Here is an 18,469-nt window from a genome sequence, read left to right as displayed (position 1 = left end):
GATGAGAGGCCTACGCTATATGGAAACGACATCATAGGGCCTTAAAACTTGAAGTTGTAGGTCACCGAGGGGATGACGGGGAATAACGACACCTGACGGGCGCGGTAGCTCAACACACGTGCCGTTTCCTTGTCCTTGATCTGGTCGAAATACACGAAGTACGGGTTGCGCCGATTGTAAGCGTTGTACACGCTAAATATTAGGTCCGACTCGCCGCCTTCCCGGATAGGCCGCAGCTTATATACCAGGCCTAGGTCGAGGCGGTTGTATGGGGCCAGCCGGTACGTGTTGCGCTGCGGGTACACGGGCACTGCTGATGGATTAGCGCCAAATATGTCTTGAAACACAAAGCGCCCTAGTGGCAGCGTAGTAGCCTGCCCAGAGGTAAACACAAATGAGCTTGTGAGGTTGATGCGGTGTGTAAGCTGGTGCAGCACAACCACCGTCAAGTTATGACGGCGGTCATAGTTGGGGTAGAACGTATTACCGTTGTTGATGCCCGTGGTACCGTTCTGCGGTGGGAAGCGGCGCTTCGTCCAGGCCAGGGTATAGCCTATCCAGCCGGTGGTGCGGCCAGTCTTTTTCTCCAGGTACAGCTCGTTACCATAAGCCCAGCCTCGGCCAAACAAGAATTCTGAGTCGAGGTCGGGGTTTACGAACAGCTGAGCCCCATCCCGGAAATCAATTTGCCGCTGCGCCCATTTGTAATACAGCTCATTGGTAAGCAGGTAAGTGCCATCGCCCAGCAAAAAGCTCACACCAGTGGCCACCTGCTGGGAGCGTTGGGGCTTTACGGAAAGGCGTGATGGATACCAGATATCTGTGGGTAAAGAGGCGCCGCTGTTCGAGACCAAGTGCACATACTGGTACATGAGGGCGTAGTTAGCCTTCAGAGAAATTTTGGGCGTGAGAGAGTAGCGCACGGCCGCCCGGGGCTCTAGGCCACCAAACTGGTCGGAGCCGCTCTGAAAACCTGAAACGCGGAGACCATACTCCAACTGCAGCTTATCGGAGGCCCGGAAGTTATCGGAGGCATACACGCCCGCCTCCTGGCCCCGGTAGTTTATATCAGACCCAAAGTTGAAGGAGTTATCCTCGGCTCCTGCCTTCAGGCGGCCCGTACCAAAATGGTGGTCGGTGAAGGCGGCTCCAAACTTCACGGCGTGCCGGTCGTTGAGCGCATAGTCAAAATCGGTGCGGAGAGAAAAGTCCCGAATCTCGGAGGACAGGTCGAAGCTGAACTGGTCGAGGGCGTTACTGATGCGGTAGTCGTAGCGTGTGAAGGACGCCGAAGTATTCACATACAGCCGTTTGTTGAACACGTGGTTCCACCGCGCCGAGGCTACCGCATTGCCCCAGCTGAAATCGAAATTGAAGCCATTGGTGGAGTTAAACCCAAACACGTCGTGGCCAAGGTATCCGGTTAGGAAAACGTTGTCTTTAGCGCCCAGCTGGTAGTTGGCTTTGGCGTTGAGGTCGTAGAAATAGTAGTCGGGGATGGGGTTCCAGTCTTCTTTATCTTCGTTCAGCTTATTGACCTGGCGCGTAAATACATCGAAATACGTGCGCCGACCCGACACCAGCCAGGATCCCTTGCGGTTTGGCAAGGGCCCTTCCAGCGTCAGTCGAGAGGAGATGAGGCCTAGGCCACCACTGGTCGTAAATTTCTCAGAGTTACCGGGCCGCATCTTTATATCTACCACCGATGAGAGCCTCCCACCGTACTGAGATGGGAAGCCGCCCTTGTACAGGTCCACACTCTGTACGGCATCGGGGTTAAACACCGAAAACAGCCCAAACAGGTGGCTGGGGTTATAGACTACCGCATCATCTACCAGAAACAGGTTTTGGTCGGCTGAGCCGCCGCGCACAAATAGGCCGCTGGTACCCTCGCCGCCGTTCTGCACACCGGGCTTGAGTTGGAGCGTTTTGAGCAGGTCTACCTCGCCAAAGAGAGCCGGAAGTAGCTTGGCCTCGCGGCTAGTCAGGCGCTCCACGCTCATCTGGGTGGTCTGCAGTTTCTCCTTAAGGGTACCGCTACCTTCAATCACCACTTCTCCCAGCGTGTTATTGTCTGCCTGCAAAGAAAAGCTGAGGCGCTGGTTACGGGTAAGAGCAATCGTTTGGGTCTGGGGTTGATACCCGATAAATGAAACCGTTACCTCTTGTGGCCCGGTGGGCAGCAGCAGTGTATAAAAGCCCTGGTCGTCGGTGGTGGCGCCTAGGCCTAGGGCTGGCACCGCTATGGTAGCACCAGGCAGCGCTTCGTTGGTACCTGTAGCACGCACGTAGCCACTTAGTGTGAGCTTTACCTGGGCTACTACTGTGCTGGGCAGAGCAAGTAGGAGTAAACCCAGCAATAAGTAGAATAAGCGTTGGGGCATCAGAACGGAGTAAGAGGAAGGGCAGGGGTAGAGTGTTCTTTCCAAACGCTTTGGTTCAGTAGGAAGTTTGCCCCGCCCCAGTGTTAGCTGGCAACGGAATATAATGCTTTAGCAGACAGTACTATACTCAGCGGGTAGGGTAAGGCTAACCAGCTCTAATCATACCAAACGAAGCCAAAGCGCGCAATAGTCTTCAACAGAAGAATACTGCATGCTCTGGCTCCGATCAGAAGGCTAGTTTGTGGAGGCTGATGTTAGCTCATTACGCCCTGTAGTACTTGGCTTAGCTGAGCAGCGGGTACCACACCAGCCTGCCGCCATACTGGCTGCCCTTTATGAAACAGGATTAGCGTGGGAATACTCTGCACCCGGAACTGCTGAGCAGCAGCCTGGTTCTTGTCAACGTCTACCTTAATTACTTTGAGCTTGCCTTGGTGCTGGGCAGCCACCTGCTCCAGAATAGGAGCCATAGTTTTGCAAGGGCCGCACCAGTCGGCATAAAAATCAACGAGCACTGGCATGCCTGGGCTGTTAATCAGTTCGGAGAAAGATTTCTTGGCCATGGGATAAGAAGCTAGAACAAACAAAGGGAACGGGAGCTAGCGGGCTCCGGCTCTGTTGTACGGAGTTTGCGGAACTACGATGGAGCCGTGGCCTAGCAGGTAGGGGCATGGCTAAGCCACATCTAAAACGCAAAAAAGCCCGGCGCTGCAACGCCGGGCTTTCGCAAAAATAGTGAGTGAAGGGTGGGGAGGGTTAATTTTTCCCCACCAAGGTAACATCATTCGCGACTTCCGAAAAATTAAATCTGCCGCCAACGACTTTTTTTCCTTTCACTTGGCATTCCCACGTGTACTGACCGGGCTTCGCCGTTGCCGCTTCACCTTTCTCGGTCTTGAAATAGTCTGCCTCTGAAGCCTCGGAAGGGAATACTACGTCAATGCCTTTTGCTCCTTCCGAAATTTGGCGCACCAAGGTGTATTCTTTGCCAGTAGCTTGGTTGATAACCACAAACTTGGCCGTGTAAGCTCCGAGCTGACCAAACTTGTCTAGTACTCCTAGCTTAACGTAGGCATCTGTGGATACCAACCAGGTTTGGGCCCGAGAAGTGGTGGGCGCAAAAACAATCAGGGCCAGCAGCAGGCCAGCTACCCGAAGAATGCGTTGAAAAATTGCAGGAGTAGAAATGTGCATACAGTATGATAAGAAGGTGTGAAAAATCAAAGAATGGGTAGGCCCTCGCTAGCTGAAGAAGTGACCTGAAAAACGGAGCCATTCAAGGAATACTACCGTTAATTGAGTTCAGCATATGATTGGCCCGCAACCAAATATAAATACAAATCAAAAGCGGCAACAAAATTATATACAGTTTTTTTGATGATAGGATTACGCCAAGATTTAATTGATGGCGTAAATCATCAGTTAGATGTAGTACCACTTGCTCAATACATGACACGCCGACGCTCCGCTCCTCCTTATACTACTGTAGCTGTATCTTCTGAGAAAACCTGTGAGCTTTGTCTCCGCCAAGTCCGCCATGTATCGCGGCACCATTTGGTGCCGCGGGAGGAGGGAGGCCGCTACGGCCCAACCGTTGACCTCTGCCAGCCGTGCCACAGTACAGTGCACCTATTGCTAACTAACCGTGAGTTGGCGCGTCGTTATCCTACCGTGGAGGCACTGCAGGGTGCCGAAGAGTTACAGAAGTATCTGCATTGGGTGCGGCGCTCACGCGTGGAGCATATTTCTAATCGTAGAAGGAAGTGAGTCTACCTGTAGCAGCGGCTATAGGTGAGCGAGGGTAGTTGCTTTTCTCCTAAAAACCTGTTCTTCATACCTGCAAAAGGTATTGGCTTTGTAGCCAGTGACTTTAGTGCCAGTATTGCCTGTTTTTGTGTAAAAAGCATGGCAAGAAATTACTGATTATCTGTTATTTAGTAACTTTGTTGTATGATATAAAGTCATGCTGTACTTTGTTGGGTTTTAATGTGATTAGAGCTTATGCATAGATCTTTACTCATTAAAAAAGTTCTACTATTCACTTTACTGGTACTGTTTGCGCAGATCCTGAAAGCTCAGGTTCTCGATACTGCTAATTTGAAAAAGATAGAACTAGACAATGTCGATATCGCACCCGCTGCTCTAACCTCGGGTTGGCTGCTAACGAACCAGGATATTCAGATTGAGCTCGACGGGGCAGTACAGAACATCTACAACTCCAAGCACGACAAGGCCGAACGGCAGTTTCGCTCCCTGGGCCGGCGCTACCCGCACCACCCCATGCCCGATTTCCTGCTCGGGCTTAGCACTTGGTGGAAGATTCTGCCGAGCAATACGCTCAACAAGCAGTACGATAAGGTCTTCTACACTTACATGGACTCTGCCATTGCGAAGGGGGAGAAGCTATACGAGGCCGATAACAAGAACTATGAGGCCTGTTTCTTTCTGGCCGCCGCTTATAGCTTTAGCGCCCGTCTGCAGGCAGAGCGCCACGAGTTGCGCAAAGCAACCGTGAACAGCAAACGTGCTCTCGATTATCTGGAGTTAAGCAAAGAGGCCAATGGCCTCAGCTCAGAGTTTCTCTTTGGGCAGGCTCTGTTTAACTATTATGCTTCCTGGATTGCGCTAGAGCACCCTTTCCTGCGCCCCATTCTGCTGTTCTTTCCCAAAGGAAACCGCCAACTGGGTATTCAGCAATTGCGCAATGTTGCTGACAACGCGTTTTACACCAGCACCGAATCGAAGTATTTTCTCCTACGGATTTTAGGTAGTGAGCGAGAAAACCAGCAGGAGGCAGCCTTGGCAGTAGCTAAAGACCTGGTAACGCGCTACCCCGATAATGGTCCCTTTGCACGGGAGTATGCCCTGCTTTCTTTTGAGCAAAGCCGATTTCGGGAGTGTGAAAGAATAAGTCTGGATATTCTGGACAAGCTCAACCAGGGGTATCCAGGGTATGAAGAGTTAAGTGGTCGGTACGCCACGTATTATTTGGGATGGATTCAGCAGACCAAGTACAAGAACCGCACGAAAGCCAAGGAGTACTACCAGCGGTGCATTGTATTCTCGGAGCTAACGGAGCTAACCCAGGGTGGGTACTACCTATACGCCAATTTGAATTTGGCGAAAATGGCAGTAGATGAGAACAATACCACCGCTGCTCGGCGCTATTATCAGGTAGTACTTGACAAGGCTGAACGAACTTCTGCGCTGTACCAGGAAGCCAAAGACTATCTTAAGCAAACCCAGCGGGCCGCTACTTCTTCTAGCAGCAAGCAGGCGTACTCCAGAGCTCAATAGCCTGAGCAGGTCAACGAAGGACAGTTCGTGCTTACCTGAGTTCGGAAATTTGGAAATACGGATAGAGCAATTTGCCGTAAGCGAGTGGTTGGGAGAGGAGTACATTTGTGCTTCTCCATATTGCTGTATCCAGTCTTCCGCGCTTGAAAACCTTCGTTCCGTTCTCGCAGCTACGCCAGCGGCCAACTATCATCGTGGATAGCACTGGCCTAGGGGCTGCCCTTACCCTAGCGCACTGGCGCGGAGCCCCCACCCCCGAAGCCCTGCGCGACGATACCAGCGCTGGCTCGGTGCTACGCGCCTTGCGTGCCCCAACTACGCCGGGACTGGAAGCAGAGGCAGTTACGGCCAACCACTTTGATGTAGATGGGTTTGTGGGCGTGTGGAGCTTGCTGCACCCAGAGCTAGCCCTGCAACATGAGCACTTGCTGCGCCTCACTGCTACCCTCGGCGACTTCCGCGAGATTGAGTGGCACGACCCATTGGCAGAACATGCTTTGAAGCTGGTGTGCTGGCTAAACGCCGAGGAAAAAGCTCGCTTCTACGAGCCCTTTGGTGCGCCAGCCCGGCGGCGCCGCGAGGATGAGGCTTCAGCAGAGAAGTTTGATTGGTTTCTCCCGCGCTTTCGGGAAATATTAGAAAACCCCGAAGCCGGCCGGGCTGCTTGGGAGCCGGAAGTAGAGCGAGTGCGGCATGCCATAGCCATCATGCAAAGCGCCCGTACCACTGCGCACGCGTATCCTGAGATAGGCTTGCTGGTGGTGCGCACCCCGGAGCCGTTACCGTACTACGCGCTGTTTGGGCCGACGGCTGGGTTTGATATGGTGCTGAGCCTGTACGATGATAACCGGTACGAATTCGAGTACAAGTACACAACCTGGATTGACCTGGAAAGCCGCCCCACGCTGCCACGGCTGCCACTGACAGGCCTAGCCAGCCGCCTCAACGCCCTAGAGCAAAGCCCACACCGCTGGACGTATGATGGCGTTACGGATACGGGGCCTTTGCTGCGCCTGGAGGGCAAGCGCCTCAATAAAGCCCAGCGCTACGCCGACCCCGACCAGCGCCCCATCTACTCCTCTTTCATAGCGCCCAACGTGCTGGAGCAGGAAGTAGTAGCGTTCTTTAGGGAGAAGTACGCTGGTATTCAGCCCCGACGCTACTGGACATGGGCTGAAGTTCGGGCAGCCGGCGATGCTGTGTCGGGCTAAGTAAAATAGCGGCCTCTAGGCCACTACCAGCCGGTAGAGGGAGAAGTAAGCATACTCGTACGGGCTCGGCCCAACGTATGGGCCCCGCATCATTAGGCATACACTTGCTTAGGTTCTGCTTATATTATATGACCTCGCCAAAGCCGACGATCTGTAATGTGCTGATGCCGCCGGCTCCTTTGCGCACGTTAATCTGCGTAGTAACGCGCTCCTTCAGGGCCTCCACGTGCGAGATGATACCGATGGTTTTGCCGCTGCCTTGCAGCATCTCCAGCGCCGAGAGGGCGATGTCGAGCGTGTCGGGGTCGAGGGTGCCGAAGCCTTCGTCGATGAAGAGCGTGTCGATTTGAGTTTTGCAGCCGGCTAGTTCCGATAGGCCTAGAGCCAGCGCCAAACTCACCAGGAAGCTCTCCCCACCCGATAGCGAATTCATAGAGCGGGTGCTGCCAGCCTGGTATTCATCCAGCACCAGCAGATCGAGGTGTTCCTCGGGATTACGCAGGATGCGGTAGCGGTCGGTGAGGCGAAGCAAGTGACGGTTAGCCAAATCTACGAGGCGGGCCAGGGTTAGCCCCTGTGCAAACTCACTGAACTTCTTACCATCGGCAGAACCAATGAGCTCCGTGAGCTGCCGCCACCGCCGGGCTTCTTGCTGCTGCGTGGCCAACTGAGCGGCCAGCGAGGCGTGGCGTTCTAGCCCCGCCCGATGATCGAGCAGGCGTTGCTGGCGCTGGCCAAGCTGCTGGTTGAGACTAGCAAGTAACTGGTTGGTGCTGCGAAGCTGCTGCTCAACCGACTCGGCAGGCTCTTGGGTGAGGGAGCGGGCCTGCTCGTGCTGCAGCTGCTGGGCCAGCTCGGTAAGGGTTTGCTGGGCCAGAGCCACATCATGCTCGTGCTGGCGCAGCTGCTCGGCCAGGCGACGCACCTCCGAGTCGGGGAGGAGCAGGGCGGCGAGGGCCGCTGGATCGGGGGCTAGGCCTGCCGCCGTGAGGGCCGCCGTGAGAGTAGCGTGCTGTTGTTCGCGGAGGTGCTGCTGCTGTTCCGTATCCTGCTCGCGCTGGCGTAACTGGGTGGTGGCAGAGGCCAGGGCCGTTTCCTGCTGCTGTAGCTGCTGATCGGCCTGCTTGAGTTGGGTATCGGCTTGGCGCAGCGTATGGTCTAGCTGCTGGCGGGCCTGGGCTACATCGGGGCCGGCAAACAGCTGCTGGCGCTGCTTGTCCCTAGCTTGGATAGCCTGATGCTGTTCTAACAAGCCTTGCTTGTTGGCGCGCAGCCACTCCTGCAGCTCCAGCTTTTCTTCTTCGGCCCGGGTAGCTTCTACGCTGATGCCTCGCAGCTCAAGATCTGCCTTTGTGCGCTGCTGGTGCTTTTGCTCAAACTCCGTAATGCGCTGGCGGGCCTGGTCCATCAGGGCGCGCCCATTCTCCTCCGTGAACACCATCCCGAAGTTTTGGAGCTGGCTTTGAATCATGATGCGAGCATCTGGAACACGGTCTTCGGCATCGGCCAGCGCCAGCGTCAGCTGAGCTACATCTTGGCCGTAGGCTTGTTGCTGGCGAGCTACGGCCTCTTGCTGGCTGCTGGCCTGGGCCAAGCGGTGTTCGGCGGCCGTGCGCTGGTCGCGCAGTTCCCGTAACTCCTGTACTAACGCCTTAACCTCCTCGGCAGCGGCTTTTTCGGCGGTTTCAGGCAAGAGCTGAATAGTATCCGTAGCGGAAGACTCAGGCTCTGGGCCCGTTTGCTCCAGCATGGTTACGTAGGTGTTCAGGCGGTTGTAGCGCGCCCCCAAGGCCCGCACGTGCTGGCCTAGCTCATCCTCGCGCTGCCGGTCGTGCTGCAGGGAGTCCTCGCTCACGCCTAGCACGCCCGCCATATAGGGGTGCTCGGTGGCCCCACACACCGGGCAGGGCTGGCCGGCCTCCAGCAGATGGCGGGTATCGGTGTGGTTAAGAATGAGCTGCTGCATCTGCAAGCTGCGGCGCAGGTCGTCCCAGTGCTGCTGTTGCTTCTCCTGCTCCCGCTGTAGGCCACTCACGTGGTGGCGCAGGCGGTGCAGCCAAGTATTGCGGGTGAGGGTAGCAGTTTGATAATGGGCCGTGAGCTCCTCCAACTGGCGCTGCGCTTCCGCGGCTACCTGCTTATGGCGGGAGGTTTCGAGGGTCGCCTGCTGCTGGCGTTGGGTGGCTTCGTGCAGGCGAAGCCGCAACTGGCCAAGCTCGCCCTTCAGGTGCTCCCAATGCTGGAAGTTGGCCGAAAGCTCGGGCAGAGTAGCGGCCAGCTCGCTTACATTAGCGTTCAGCTCCAGCCACTTGCTAAGGTCCCGGACCTGCTCACGCAGCTCACGCACCTGTCCGGCGGCTTGCTCTGCGCTGAGCTTAAGGCGCTTGCACTTTTCGTTTTTCTCTTCGTATTCCTGCTTGCCGAGCAGCAACTGCTTTTGGGCTTCCTGAATCTGAAAATCTAGCTTTTCGGCCTCCAGTAGCTTGGGTTCCTGCTCCCGGCGGGTAGCTTCTGCTTGCTCATAGGCGGCTTGCGCGGCAGCGCGGGCAGCGTAGGCCTGTTCGCGGCGCTGCTGAAGCTGGGGCAACCGCTCACGGAGCTGGTCGGCTTCTTGTCGCAATTTTCTGATCTGCTCGTCGGCCTGGCGCAGCAGCGCCCAATCCGTGGCAAAGGGAGCGGCCTGGGAGTGTAAATCCATGCGCTGGCGCAGGGGCGCCAGGGTGTCGGCTTGGGCAGTTAGCTGCTGCAGGCGCAGTTGGCTACGCTGCTGCTGGCTCTGCAGCTCCTGCAGGCGCCGGAGCCAGCTCTGGGCATCTAGCAGCCGCTTTTGGGTGCCGGTTGCCGTTTCCAGCTGCTGCTCCAGTTCTTTAATTTCACCTTCTAGAAAAGCCACCTCCTCAGGAGAAAGGAGCACTACCCCGGCCAAGCCGGCTCGCAAGGTTTCCACCTGCTGAGTTTCATGCTTAGCGCGCTCAAACGCCGCCCGCGAGATATCCGAGTACTTCTTAGTGTCGGTGATCTTTTCCAGCAGCTGCGCCCGCTCTCCGGCCGTAGATTTCAGAAAGCGCGTAAACTCCCCCTGCGCCAGCAGCACCGAGCGCAGAAATTGCTTGTACTCTAGGCCACTCAGCTCCGCTACGCGGGGCGGCACCTTAGATTTATAGTCCTCCAGAATTGGCCACTTATCGGAAGCTTCGCCGTTGGTTGGCTCGGGTTGCTCGCTGAGCTCCATAGTGGGTGGCTGCAGCTTGCCATCGGGCTTTTTGCGGGCCCGGTACTGGCCCCACTTAGAGCGGTAGCGGCGGCCATTCACCTCAAACTCCACCTCGGCCCAGCTTTCGCCCGTGCCATGGCTCATGGCCTGCTCAGGCCCTCCGGCTTCGTGACGCGGCATCTGACCATAGAGGGCCAGCGTAATGGCATCGAGTATGGTAGTTTTGCCGGCTCCCGTGGCTCCGGTGATGGCAAACAAGCCCGAATCGGCAAGCGGGGCCTGGCCAAAGTTGACCTCATGCTCCCCGCGTAGGGAGTTCAAATTATAAAAACGGACGCGGAGGATTTTCATACGGAGCAGTAAGTCGCGGAAACAGATGCCGCGCCACGAACGGACACGACCACCTAGGCCACTACAAAGTTAACTTACCACGTCCGCAATACATTCCTGTCAGCTCTGCCAATGGTGCCCAGGCTCAACTTCAAACCAGCAAAATACGGCTCCCAAGCCAGAACTCGTCAATAACCATCAGGATGCTAACAGGGTAAAGTGTAGGGTACCCTTGTTGATATTGTGATGAAATTACCTAAGCATTTGATTTCTGGTAGCCTGTTGCTGCTGGTTCCCGCAGCCATGAGTTGCTCTATCTTTCAATCGGGCTCCAGCTCAAGTGGCGGCACCACTTCCGGCTCCATGGCCAGCTACGATTCACAGCAAATAGAAACGCTCCGCAGCGAAATCTCGGAACAGGAGCGCGTTACGAAAGAAGCCAAGCTTCGCGCGAAAAGCGAAGAGGAACGTCTTTCAGCTAAAAAGCATCAGCTTAAGGCCGCAGAGCGTGAGCAGAAAGCCAACCAGATCGGCTCAGGAAGCTAAACCAGGCTTGGTAAGTAGAACTCCTGAAAAGCAGAACATGCTTTTTTAAAGCGGCTCGCCAAATTTTGGCGAGCCGTCTTCATGCCAGGTGAAGGGTTTTGCGCGTATCTGACGGGCCCAGCCGGCTTGGCTGCGCCGGGCCGCGTGATAAATGATGTAATCTTGGCCGGCCACCTGCACGAAGGAGGCATGACCGGGGCCGAAGATTGTATCCGTCTTGGCGAATACTGGCCTAGGCTCCTTGCGCCAGGAGCTAGGAGAAAGTGGGTCGCCGCCGAGGTAGGTGAGCTGGCCTAGGCAGTAATCGTCGGTCCAGCTGCCGCTGGCAGAGTAAATAATGAAGACGTGCCCATTGCGAATTAGTGCCTGCGGCCCCTCGTTTACGTGCGGATAACCCTGCTTTTCCCACTCGTGCTCTGGCCTGGAAATGCACACCCGGTCGGAGGCAATGGTCCAGGGGTTGGTCATGCGTGCGATGTAAATGTTCTGGCTGGTGTTGGCGAAGCCTTCCCACCCCGACCAGATGAAGTACAGCTCTCCGTTGCTCATCGGCAGCACGGAGCCGTCAATGGCCCAGCGATCCGTCGGAATCTGGAGTTGGCCTTTGAACTCGTAGGAGCCCAGAGGGTTGGTAGTAGTGCTCTGCAGGGTAAACAGGCGCTCCTCGCCGTTTTTGGCGTTGTACAGGGCAAAGTACACGTACCATTGGCCGTCAATCAATTGTAGCTCGGGCGCCCATATTTCCACAAAGTCGGGTGTGTTTTGCGCGCTGCCAGGCCACACCTCCACGAGTTCAGCAGAGGCCATTTCGGCGAGGCGGTCAAACTTCCCTACCAGAATCTTCTGCTTCAGCCTGTCCACGGTGCAGTAGTACAGGTGGCCCTCATGGGCAATCACCCACGGGTCTTCCCCATCGGGCACCAGCACGTGGGTTTGGTCGCCGCTGGGGGGCAGGGCCCGGGCTTTTCGCGTTAGCTCATTGATCTCGGCTACCGTCATGGGCGCTAGTTGCGCCTCTTGGTAGATATGGTCGTCGGGGGTGTACATAGCCAGGGTTTGGGGCCAGATAACAGCATCTAGTGCTGAGTGTAGCAGCCTAATAAGTAAAGCAAGTGGCCTAGAACAGGCAGTGCTCACCTGATAAGCCGCTGCACTCAACTCCGGATGAGAAGAATGACACTAGCAAGTAATGAGCGGCCAGCTTAGGCTTCGCCCATCATCAGGCCCTCAATGGTGTGGCCTTGCACAATAGGTTCTAGCTTATCTACCAGGCGGCAGGTGAGGTGCTGCTTCAGGCTCTCGGGTAGCGTTGCGTAGAAGGCGCGTGTAATCTGCAGGTCATGGCGCTCGGCGTTGTTGGCGGTAGGAGCATCCACGCCCAGCACCAGCGCCGGCCTCGATTTAGTGGAGTGGTTGGCGGTGCCGCGGTGGATGGTGAGGGCAGAGCGGGCCGAGATGTCGCCCATTTGCGGCATTTTGCGCTGGGCGCGCTGCTCGTAGCGCGAACTGTTGGTTTTGGGCGGGAACATGCCATGCTCGAAGTCGATGGGCAGGTCCCACTGAGTGCCGGGCGCCACTTCAAACGGGCCCATATCCTCAGTTACATCTACGGTAGTGAGGTTAAAGGCCAAGGAATTGAGCCGGCGACCGATAATGGTATCATCGGGGGCCGGAAAGTCGCGGTGCCAGGGCTGGTTCACGGCCCCCGGGTTGGGCACGTCAAACCCAATTTCCACGATTTTATACTCCGGGCCCAGTACGGCCTTGCACACGGTGGTCACCCAGGGGTGCGTAGCCAGCTCCACAAACCCGCGAATGTCTTCGGGGTGAATCTCCACGTAGTGCCGCTTGGGGCCGCGGCCCAGGGCGCCGCCGGGGCGTTGCAGGGCTTCATCGTAGAGGCGCAGTACGTCCTCGCCGAGTGTCTGGGCCCACTCGCGGCTGAAGGCTCCTTTAAGACCAATGATACCGTCGCCGTACAGGCCGCCCATAATCTGGGCAATGTCGTAGGTGGGAAGGGTGAGGGTGTTCATTTCAGTTGTTTCCATGCTGATCTGCGGTTAGGGCGTCGCTTCGAAGTACCAACTAGCAGCCTCCCGCATTTGCCGATGGGTAGCCGCTTGCTGGGTACTCAATTTCTAACGGAAGTTGCTAGCCTTTAGTGGCGACCAGCACCGGAGTAGCAGGATTTTATACTTGTAGAAGCCGCTTTGGTGAGTGAAAGCAAGCTAACTGCTCCGCCCTGTGCGTGCAGGGCCTTCTATTATATTAGGGTGATTTCCAGACCTGGTATTATCCTCTCACTAGCTGCTACTCTACTATGCTCGCGCTACATCGTATTGGCTTTGCTCTCATGGGCTTTTCGTTGCTGATTGCCGCGCCGAGCTGCTCAACCACCCGGCCTGCTGCCGTACCGCCTACCATGCCGGCACCGGTAGCTCCGGAGCTGTACCGCACCATTGCCCGCCTCGATAGCGCGATGTTCGTGGCCTTCAACCAACATGACGTAGCCCAGCTGCAAACCTTCTTCGCCGAGGACCTAGAGTTTTACCACGATAAAGGTGGCCTAGCCAATTTTGAGCAGACCATGCAAGGCTTTCGCAACCTGTTTGAGCAGAATAAAACTACTGGCCTGAAGCGCCAGCTCGTGCCCGGCACGCTGGAGGTATTTCCCATCAAAGACTATGGCGCCGTAGAAACTTATCAGCACCGTTTCTGCCACGTGGAGAATGGCAAAGACGACTGCGGCACCTTTAAGAATATGATGGTGTGGCGCCTCAAGGATGGTCAGTGGAAAGTAACCCGGGTGGTAAGCTACGACCACTAACTTACCCGTGATGTAATAGCCAATGGTTGAGCTGTACCGTATAACCGTTGAGCCTGAGCCAGCTCCAGGCCTCCGCTTTATCTGGTATAGCACAAATCCTATGGAACCCAATTCAATTCCCCGACAGCCAACCCCGGACCCCAATACCTTGCCCACGAAAGGCACCTCTGATACGCAGCGCTCCGATGCTGATACCGGCACCAACCTGCCGCCACCCGAGAGCACTGCAACTGCCCCGCCAGTAGCCTCCGACTCTGATACAGAAGAGACCTCCAGCGCAGAAAACGAGGCAGCCGCAGACACGCCTACCGACGCTTCCACTAATGTGCCATCAGACTCAAGCCCTGATGCAGACCCCAGCGCCAGCAATACCAGCAACGATGAGCCGCTGTAAAAACCACCTACACGCAACAACGCCCGGTGCACTGCACCGGGCGTTGTTGCGTGTAGGTGGCCTAGCGATATAGGGTTTCGAGCAAGTATACGGAGAGCCATAGAAGCGCGACACTTCGCGTTGCGGCGTTAGCTCCGCTGCCTCTCGGGCGCTGATGTTGTTTTTGCTGCTGCTCTAGGCCAGTCTGGCGCCGAAACGCGAAGTGTTGCTTCCCTACACCGTTCTGTCTGATTTCTACAGCAACAGCTGACCTATTGAGCACGGCGCTTTTCGTCTTCGGCGCCGGTGCGGCGGTTAGCGGACGTGAGCTTGTCATTGCCAAGGCGCCAGCCCAAGGAGAGCGTTACCACGCGTGAATCGCGGCGGAGGAAGAGGTTCTCCTGGTAGTTGTTGTAGCGCGACACGGCTCGGAGCGGTGTGGTATAGAACACATCAGTTGCCGCCAGCTTTAGGGTAGCTTTCTTATCCCAGAGGGCTTTCTGCACGCCTAGGCCTAGCTGGCCGAAGTCATCGAAGAGAAAGAAGCCCACCCGCTGCCGGGAGTTATAGTTGCCATTTAGCTCGGCGCCCCAGCCTTTGCCGAAGGTGAAAGTGCTATTGGTGCTCAGCGTAAAGGCTCCTTGCCCGCGGCTGAGCGAAGTGCCTGCCAGTGAGCCTTGGTAATGGATGTAGAAAAACACCGCGTTGTTGTAGATATTCCACCATTTAGTAGGCGTGAGCGGGGCTGTGAGGGTGAGAGCCGCATAATGCTGGCGGTCAAGGTTCACGTACATTGATACGGTAGAGGTGTTGGACTCGGGCTGGGCTACGTCGGTGAGCGGGTTGTTGGTGAGGCTGTAGCTGAGGCTGGTGGTGAACTTTTGCTTGAAAGTGTGGCCTAGCTCTAGGTTATAGCTGGTTTCGGGCAGCAGGTTGGGGTTACCCTTGCCCGATGTAGTGGGGTCGATGATGAAGCGGAAGGGATTGAGCTGGCGGTAGGAGGGGCGGTTAATACGCCGGCTCAGGGCCGCCGTAAATTCGTGCCGGTCGCTGGCAGTGTACTTCACTGAGGCGTTTGGGAACAGCTGGTAATAGTCGCGCCGGAAGTTATCCGAAAGCACCACCTGTTTGCCGGTGGCGTGGGTTTGCTCGCCTCGTAGGCCTGCCTGCAAATTCAGCTTGCCCACGTTGTGAGTCATGCTCACGTAGGCCGCCGAGATAAGCTCGTCGTAGCGGAAGCGGTTGGTGCGGCCCAGGTCTGTGGTTGTTACGCCTTCCACCGTGTTTTCAAACAGAATGTCGTTGTCGGAATACACGCGGCTAGCTTTGGCGCCAGCTTCCAGGGTGGTTTTGGCACTCAGGGCCTGGGTGTAGTCTGCCTTGGCGGCCATAATGATTAGGTCGCCGGTTTGGTCGCCATCAAGGCGCGCCTCCGGCCGACCCGACAGCTCATAGAACGTGGTTAGGCTCTGGAGGCGGTGGGTGTAATAGCTGGCGTAATCTAGGTCGGCGGTCAGCTCGCGCTTTCCGGCGGTAGTTTCGCTGAAAGTGTGCTTCAGGTTGAGGTTGCCGGTGATGTTGGGGTTATAGCCTTGGCCCGTACTACGAGCCGTGTAGTAGTCTACCACCTGCCCGCGGGCATCATAAAACGTGCTGGTATTAGTGCCCGAGCCGCCGGGGCGCGGGTTCGGCACCGAGAACCCCGTTACCACGCCGCCCAGGGTGGTGTTCTTAGAAAGTGTTACGTCGGTACCCAGCCGCCAGATCAGGAAGTGGTCGGAGCCGATTTGGTAGTTGCGCTGGTCGGCGGTGCCCAGCAAAACCGATTCGCCGTCGCGCGTTTCGTAGAAGGAGCGGTAGGTGTTCCGAACGCCGAAGTTTTGGCGTTTGGTGTAGGTGGTAGAAGCGAATAGGTTCAGGCCTTTACGGCGGTGGTTGCCCGACACGCTAGTGGTAAACTTTCCAAACTCTCCGCGGCCGTAGCTGATGTTGCCGTTGCCGTTGGTGCCCTGGCGCTGGTCTTTCTTGAGGTTGATGGCAATGATGCCCGCGCCACCCTGCGCATCGTATTTGGCCGGCGGATTGGTAATCAGCTCAATGCTCTTCAGTTGATCGGCAGGCAAGGTCCGCAGATAGTCCGCCAGCTCGGTGCCCGTCATGGGCTGGCGCTTGCCATCAATGAGTACTAACAAGCCCTGCCGGCCCCGCAGGGCCAGGTTGTCGTTGGCATCCACGGTTACGCCGGGGGCCCGGCTGAGCACATCCAAGGTAGAGTTGCCGGCGGCCAGCGTCGAGCCTTCCACGTTTACCACCGTACGGTCGGCCAGGCGCTCAAACATTGGCTTCTGGCCTACCACTTGTACCTCCTTGAGTTGGGTGGCGGCGCTGGTTTTCAGGACGAGAACGGGAACCGTGGCACTGCCGGTTGTAAGCTCAACCGCGCTGCTCCAGCTGCGAGAGTAGCCTAGCTGAGAAGCGGAAACCCGGTAGCGCCCGGCCGCTACCTGCTCGAAGCGGTAGGCGCCTTTAGCATCGCTGAATTCCGTTTTAACTACCACAGAGTCGGCGGCGCGATGCAGCGTTACAGTGGCATAGTCAACGGGTGCACCTGTTTCCGCTTGCACTGTGCCGGCAATGGCGCCAACGCTTTGCGCCGCGGCCGGGCCAGCCGTAAACAACAGCGCTAGGCCAGTTATAAGCCCTAAAACTAGCGTGCGAAGAATAAGGTAGAGGTTGCTTTCCAAGGCGGTGGGTCGTTAGGGGGTGAGAAAGAAGTCGGTAGCAGGTAAAGCACTCCCTGGAAAGCAAAGGCAACACCGAGCCACGACGCTCATTTTTGAGCATCGGTGGGGCAAGAGCAAACCAAGAAGGGTAGGTGGCGCTAAATCAACTCAGGTCCCTAACGCCAAGGGTATATTGAGGCAGCAGCTAGAATGCAGGCGTGGAAACTGCGCGATTTCTCAATCGTTACAGGATCTTAGAAATTTTTTTCGCCCTCGGCAATAAGAGGTTCTTGGCTTTCGTAAGCTTCCAGACTTGTAGACGTACTTTCTATCTTCGATACGACCGTTGCCTTATCTCTCCTCTTATCTAGTGCTATATGAAGTTTGCTCTGGTATTCCTGCTGGCTTTATGCATCGCACACCTTGCACCGGCTAAGTGCTCTACCAACGGCCTATCCTTCTGGCCCGCTAGTAAAAGCATCAAGTCGAACTCCGTGTTGATGATTGAAGGCTATGCCAATAGCCAGCGTATAATTCAGGGGCTAGGCACCTCGTACGAGGCATTTTTTCAGCTTGGCTCTCAGCGTTTACCCCTGCAAGTGAAGGAAATACTGGTAGGCCAGTATGGTCTAACGCAGGGTATTCTGAAGCTCAATGCCCATGTAAAAGTGGGTGAGCAATACGAGCTCATTATCCGTGGCAAGGGCGCCGAAACAGGAAATGCTATGGAGAGCCCCACAAGGTTTGGCCGGGATAAGGTCTTTTATACCATTGAGGCAGGCCTAGATCAAACACCGCCCGCTTGGGTGGCTCCACTCCGGGAAAAAGCCAAACACTATGTGGAAATGGGCTGCGGACCTGAAGTGTCGGTACAGTTCACCGGGGTTGTCCATGAACAGTCGGAGTACTTAGTTAAAGCCGCGGTGAAGGACCTGAGTAGCGGCAAGACAACTGTCTATTACCTACAGCCCGATAAGACGGGTCTCGTATCGGTGGGCCACGGAATGTGCGCCGGGGCATTTGAACTGGAGAAAGGGAAAAGCTTTGCAGCAACATTTAGCCTGTTAGATGCCTCAGGCAATAGTACGCCCTGGGTCGGCCCAACAGTACTGTTCACTCGGCCAGAGCTGGCTGGATAATAGGGAGTTTTCAGGACTTGGATTGACGCGCTTCTTATCTTTATCAGCAAGAGCTAGTGGTTCTCAGAAGAGCCAGCTGATAACACAAAAGCCCCTCCTCAAGCCATTGCTAGGCCAGAGGAGGGGCTTTTATATAAAGAGCAAGCTCTACTGATTAGGGATATTGAAGCTCTGGGTACCGGTGTTTCTGCCCTTATTACGGTTGTACAAGTAGGCTGCACCGGCGGCCAGAAGCGCGCCACCCATCAGCTTGCGGTTGAAGCCGCCGCCTCTGCTGACAGTATCTGAATTAACGGAAGTGTTTCGGGCAGAGTTACCTCCAAACAGGCCCGACAGTAGGCCACCCATTGTGCCGCTTGGTTTGCGGTCAGAACCAAATATGCTCATGATTGACAAGGGAAATGGTGTAGGTCTATAACGCATCA

The 18,469-nt window shown here is 56.1% G+C and carries 14 protein-coding genes; 6 read left to right on the top strand and 8 right to left on the bottom strand.

The window, feature by feature from the left end:
• Nucleotides 1–41: 41 nt before the first annotated feature.
• From EU557_RS02705 to EU557_RS02695, 3 genes are all read right to left on the bottom strand, one after another.
• Complete coding sequence (locus tag EU557_RS02705) at nucleotides 42–2,384, bottom strand: TonB-dependent receptor (protein ID WP_135528869.1); 2,343 nt, start codon at nucleotides 2,382–2,384, stop codon at nucleotides 42–44.
• A 254-nt stretch (nucleotides 2,385–2,638) separates the two neighbouring features.
• Nucleotides 2,639–2,971: a thioredoxin gene (trxA, locus tag EU557_RS02700; RefSeq protein WP_281062594.1), complete on the bottom strand. Its 333-nt coding sequence runs from the start codon at nucleotides 2,969–2,971 to the stop codon at nucleotides 2,639–2,641.
• Between the two features lie 169 nt (nucleotides 2,972–3,140).
• Nucleotides 3,141–3,578, bottom strand: coding sequence for a hypothetical protein (locus tag EU557_RS02695; RefSeq protein ID WP_135528867.1), 438 nt, complete (start codon nucleotides 3,576–3,578; stop codon nucleotides 3,141–3,143).
• A 903-nt stretch (nucleotides 3,579–4,481) separates the two neighbouring features.
• Between EU557_RS02695 and EU557_RS02685 the strand changes: the two genes are divergently transcribed.
• A complete protein-coding gene (locus tag EU557_RS02685) occupies nucleotides 4,482–5,681 on the top strand; it encodes a tetratricopeptide repeat protein (protein ID WP_167855064.1) in 1,200 nt (399 codons plus the stop codon).
• 143 nt (nucleotides 5,682–5,824) lie between these two features.
• The gene (locus EU557_RS02680; RefSeq protein ID WP_135528864.1) at nucleotides 5,825–6,892 is read left to right on the top strand and encodes a DUF6687 family protein; all 1,068 of its coding nucleotides are present in this window, start codon (nucleotides 5,825–5,827) and stop codon (nucleotides 6,890–6,892) included.
• A 124-nt stretch (nucleotides 6,893–7,016) separates the two neighbouring features.
• Here the strand turns inward: EU557_RS02680 and EU557_RS02675 are convergent, their stop codons facing one another.
• Complete coding sequence (locus EU557_RS02675) at nucleotides 7,017–10,457, bottom strand: AAA family ATPase (RefSeq protein WP_135528863.1); 3,441 nt, start codon at nucleotides 10,455–10,457, stop codon at nucleotides 7,017–7,019.
• A gap of 225 nt (nucleotides 10,458–10,682) precedes the next feature.
• Here EU557_RS02675 and EU557_RS02670 point away from each other — a divergent pair, with 225 nt between their 5' ends.
• Nucleotides 10,683–10,982: a hypothetical protein gene (locus tag EU557_RS02670; RefSeq protein WP_135528862.1), complete on the top strand. Its 300-nt coding sequence runs from the start codon at nucleotides 10,683–10,685 to the stop codon at nucleotides 10,980–10,982.
• 45 nt (nucleotides 10,983–11,027) lie between these two features.
• On the opposite strand, the gene EU557_RS02665 is transcribed toward EU557_RS02670, so the two are convergent.
• On the bottom strand, nucleotides 11,028–12,029 hold the full coding sequence (locus EU557_RS02665; RefSeq protein WP_135528861.1) for a glycoside hydrolase family 43 protein: 1,002 nt from the start codon (nucleotides 12,027–12,029) through the stop codon (nucleotides 11,028–11,030).
• A gap of 155 nt (nucleotides 12,030–12,184) precedes the next feature.
• Complete coding sequence (locus EU557_RS02660; RefSeq protein ID WP_210115967.1) at nucleotides 12,185–13,030, bottom strand: phytanoyl-CoA dioxygenase family protein; 846 nt, start codon at nucleotides 13,028–13,030, stop codon at nucleotides 12,185–12,187.
• A gap of 272 nt (nucleotides 13,031–13,302) precedes the next feature.
• On the opposite strand from EU557_RS02660, the gene EU557_RS02655 reads away from it, so the two are divergent.
• On the top strand, nucleotides 13,303–13,809 hold the full coding sequence (locus tag EU557_RS02655) for a nuclear transport factor 2 family protein (RefSeq protein ID WP_135528860.1): 507 nt from the start codon (nucleotides 13,303–13,305) through the stop codon (nucleotides 13,807–13,809).
• Between the two features lie 100 nt (nucleotides 13,810–13,909).
• On the top strand, nucleotides 13,910–14,203 hold the full coding sequence (locus tag EU557_RS02650; RefSeq protein WP_135528859.1) for a RodZ family helix-turn-helix domain-containing protein: 294 nt from the start codon (nucleotides 13,910–13,912) through the stop codon (nucleotides 14,201–14,203).
• Between the two features lie 251 nt (nucleotides 14,204–14,454).
• Here EU557_RS02650 and EU557_RS02645 read toward each other — a convergent pair whose 3' ends face one another.
• Nucleotides 14,455–16,926 carry a TonB-dependent receptor domain-containing protein gene (locus tag EU557_RS02645; RefSeq protein ID WP_135528858.1) on the bottom strand — a complete coding sequence of 824 codons (2,472 nt, stop codon included), beginning with the start codon at nucleotides 16,924–16,926 and terminating at the stop codon, nucleotides 14,455–14,457.
• Between the two features lie 356 nt (nucleotides 16,927–17,282).
• Between EU557_RS02645 and EU557_RS02640 the strand changes: the two genes are divergently transcribed.
• Nucleotides 17,283–18,044: a hypothetical protein gene (locus EU557_RS02640; protein WP_135528857.1), complete on the top strand. Its 762-nt coding sequence runs from the start codon at nucleotides 17,283–17,285 to the stop codon at nucleotides 18,042–18,044.
• Between the two features lie 147 nt (nucleotides 18,045–18,191).
• On the opposite strand, the gene EU557_RS02635 is transcribed toward EU557_RS02640, so the two are convergent.
• Nucleotides 18,192–18,431 carry a hypothetical protein gene (locus EU557_RS02635; protein WP_135528856.1) on the bottom strand — a complete coding sequence of 80 codons (240 nt, stop codon included), beginning with the start codon at nucleotides 18,429–18,431 and terminating at the stop codon, nucleotides 18,192–18,194.
• Nucleotides 18,432–18,469 lie beyond the last annotated feature (38 nt).

The organism is Hymenobacter wooponensis (assembly GCF_004745865.1).
In the GTDB taxonomy this organism is placed as follows: domain Bacteria; phylum Bacteroidota; class Bacteroidia; order Cytophagales; family Hymenobacteraceae; genus Hymenobacter; species Hymenobacter wooponensis.
This window is presented reverse-complemented; position numbering and strand designations above follow the sequence as displayed.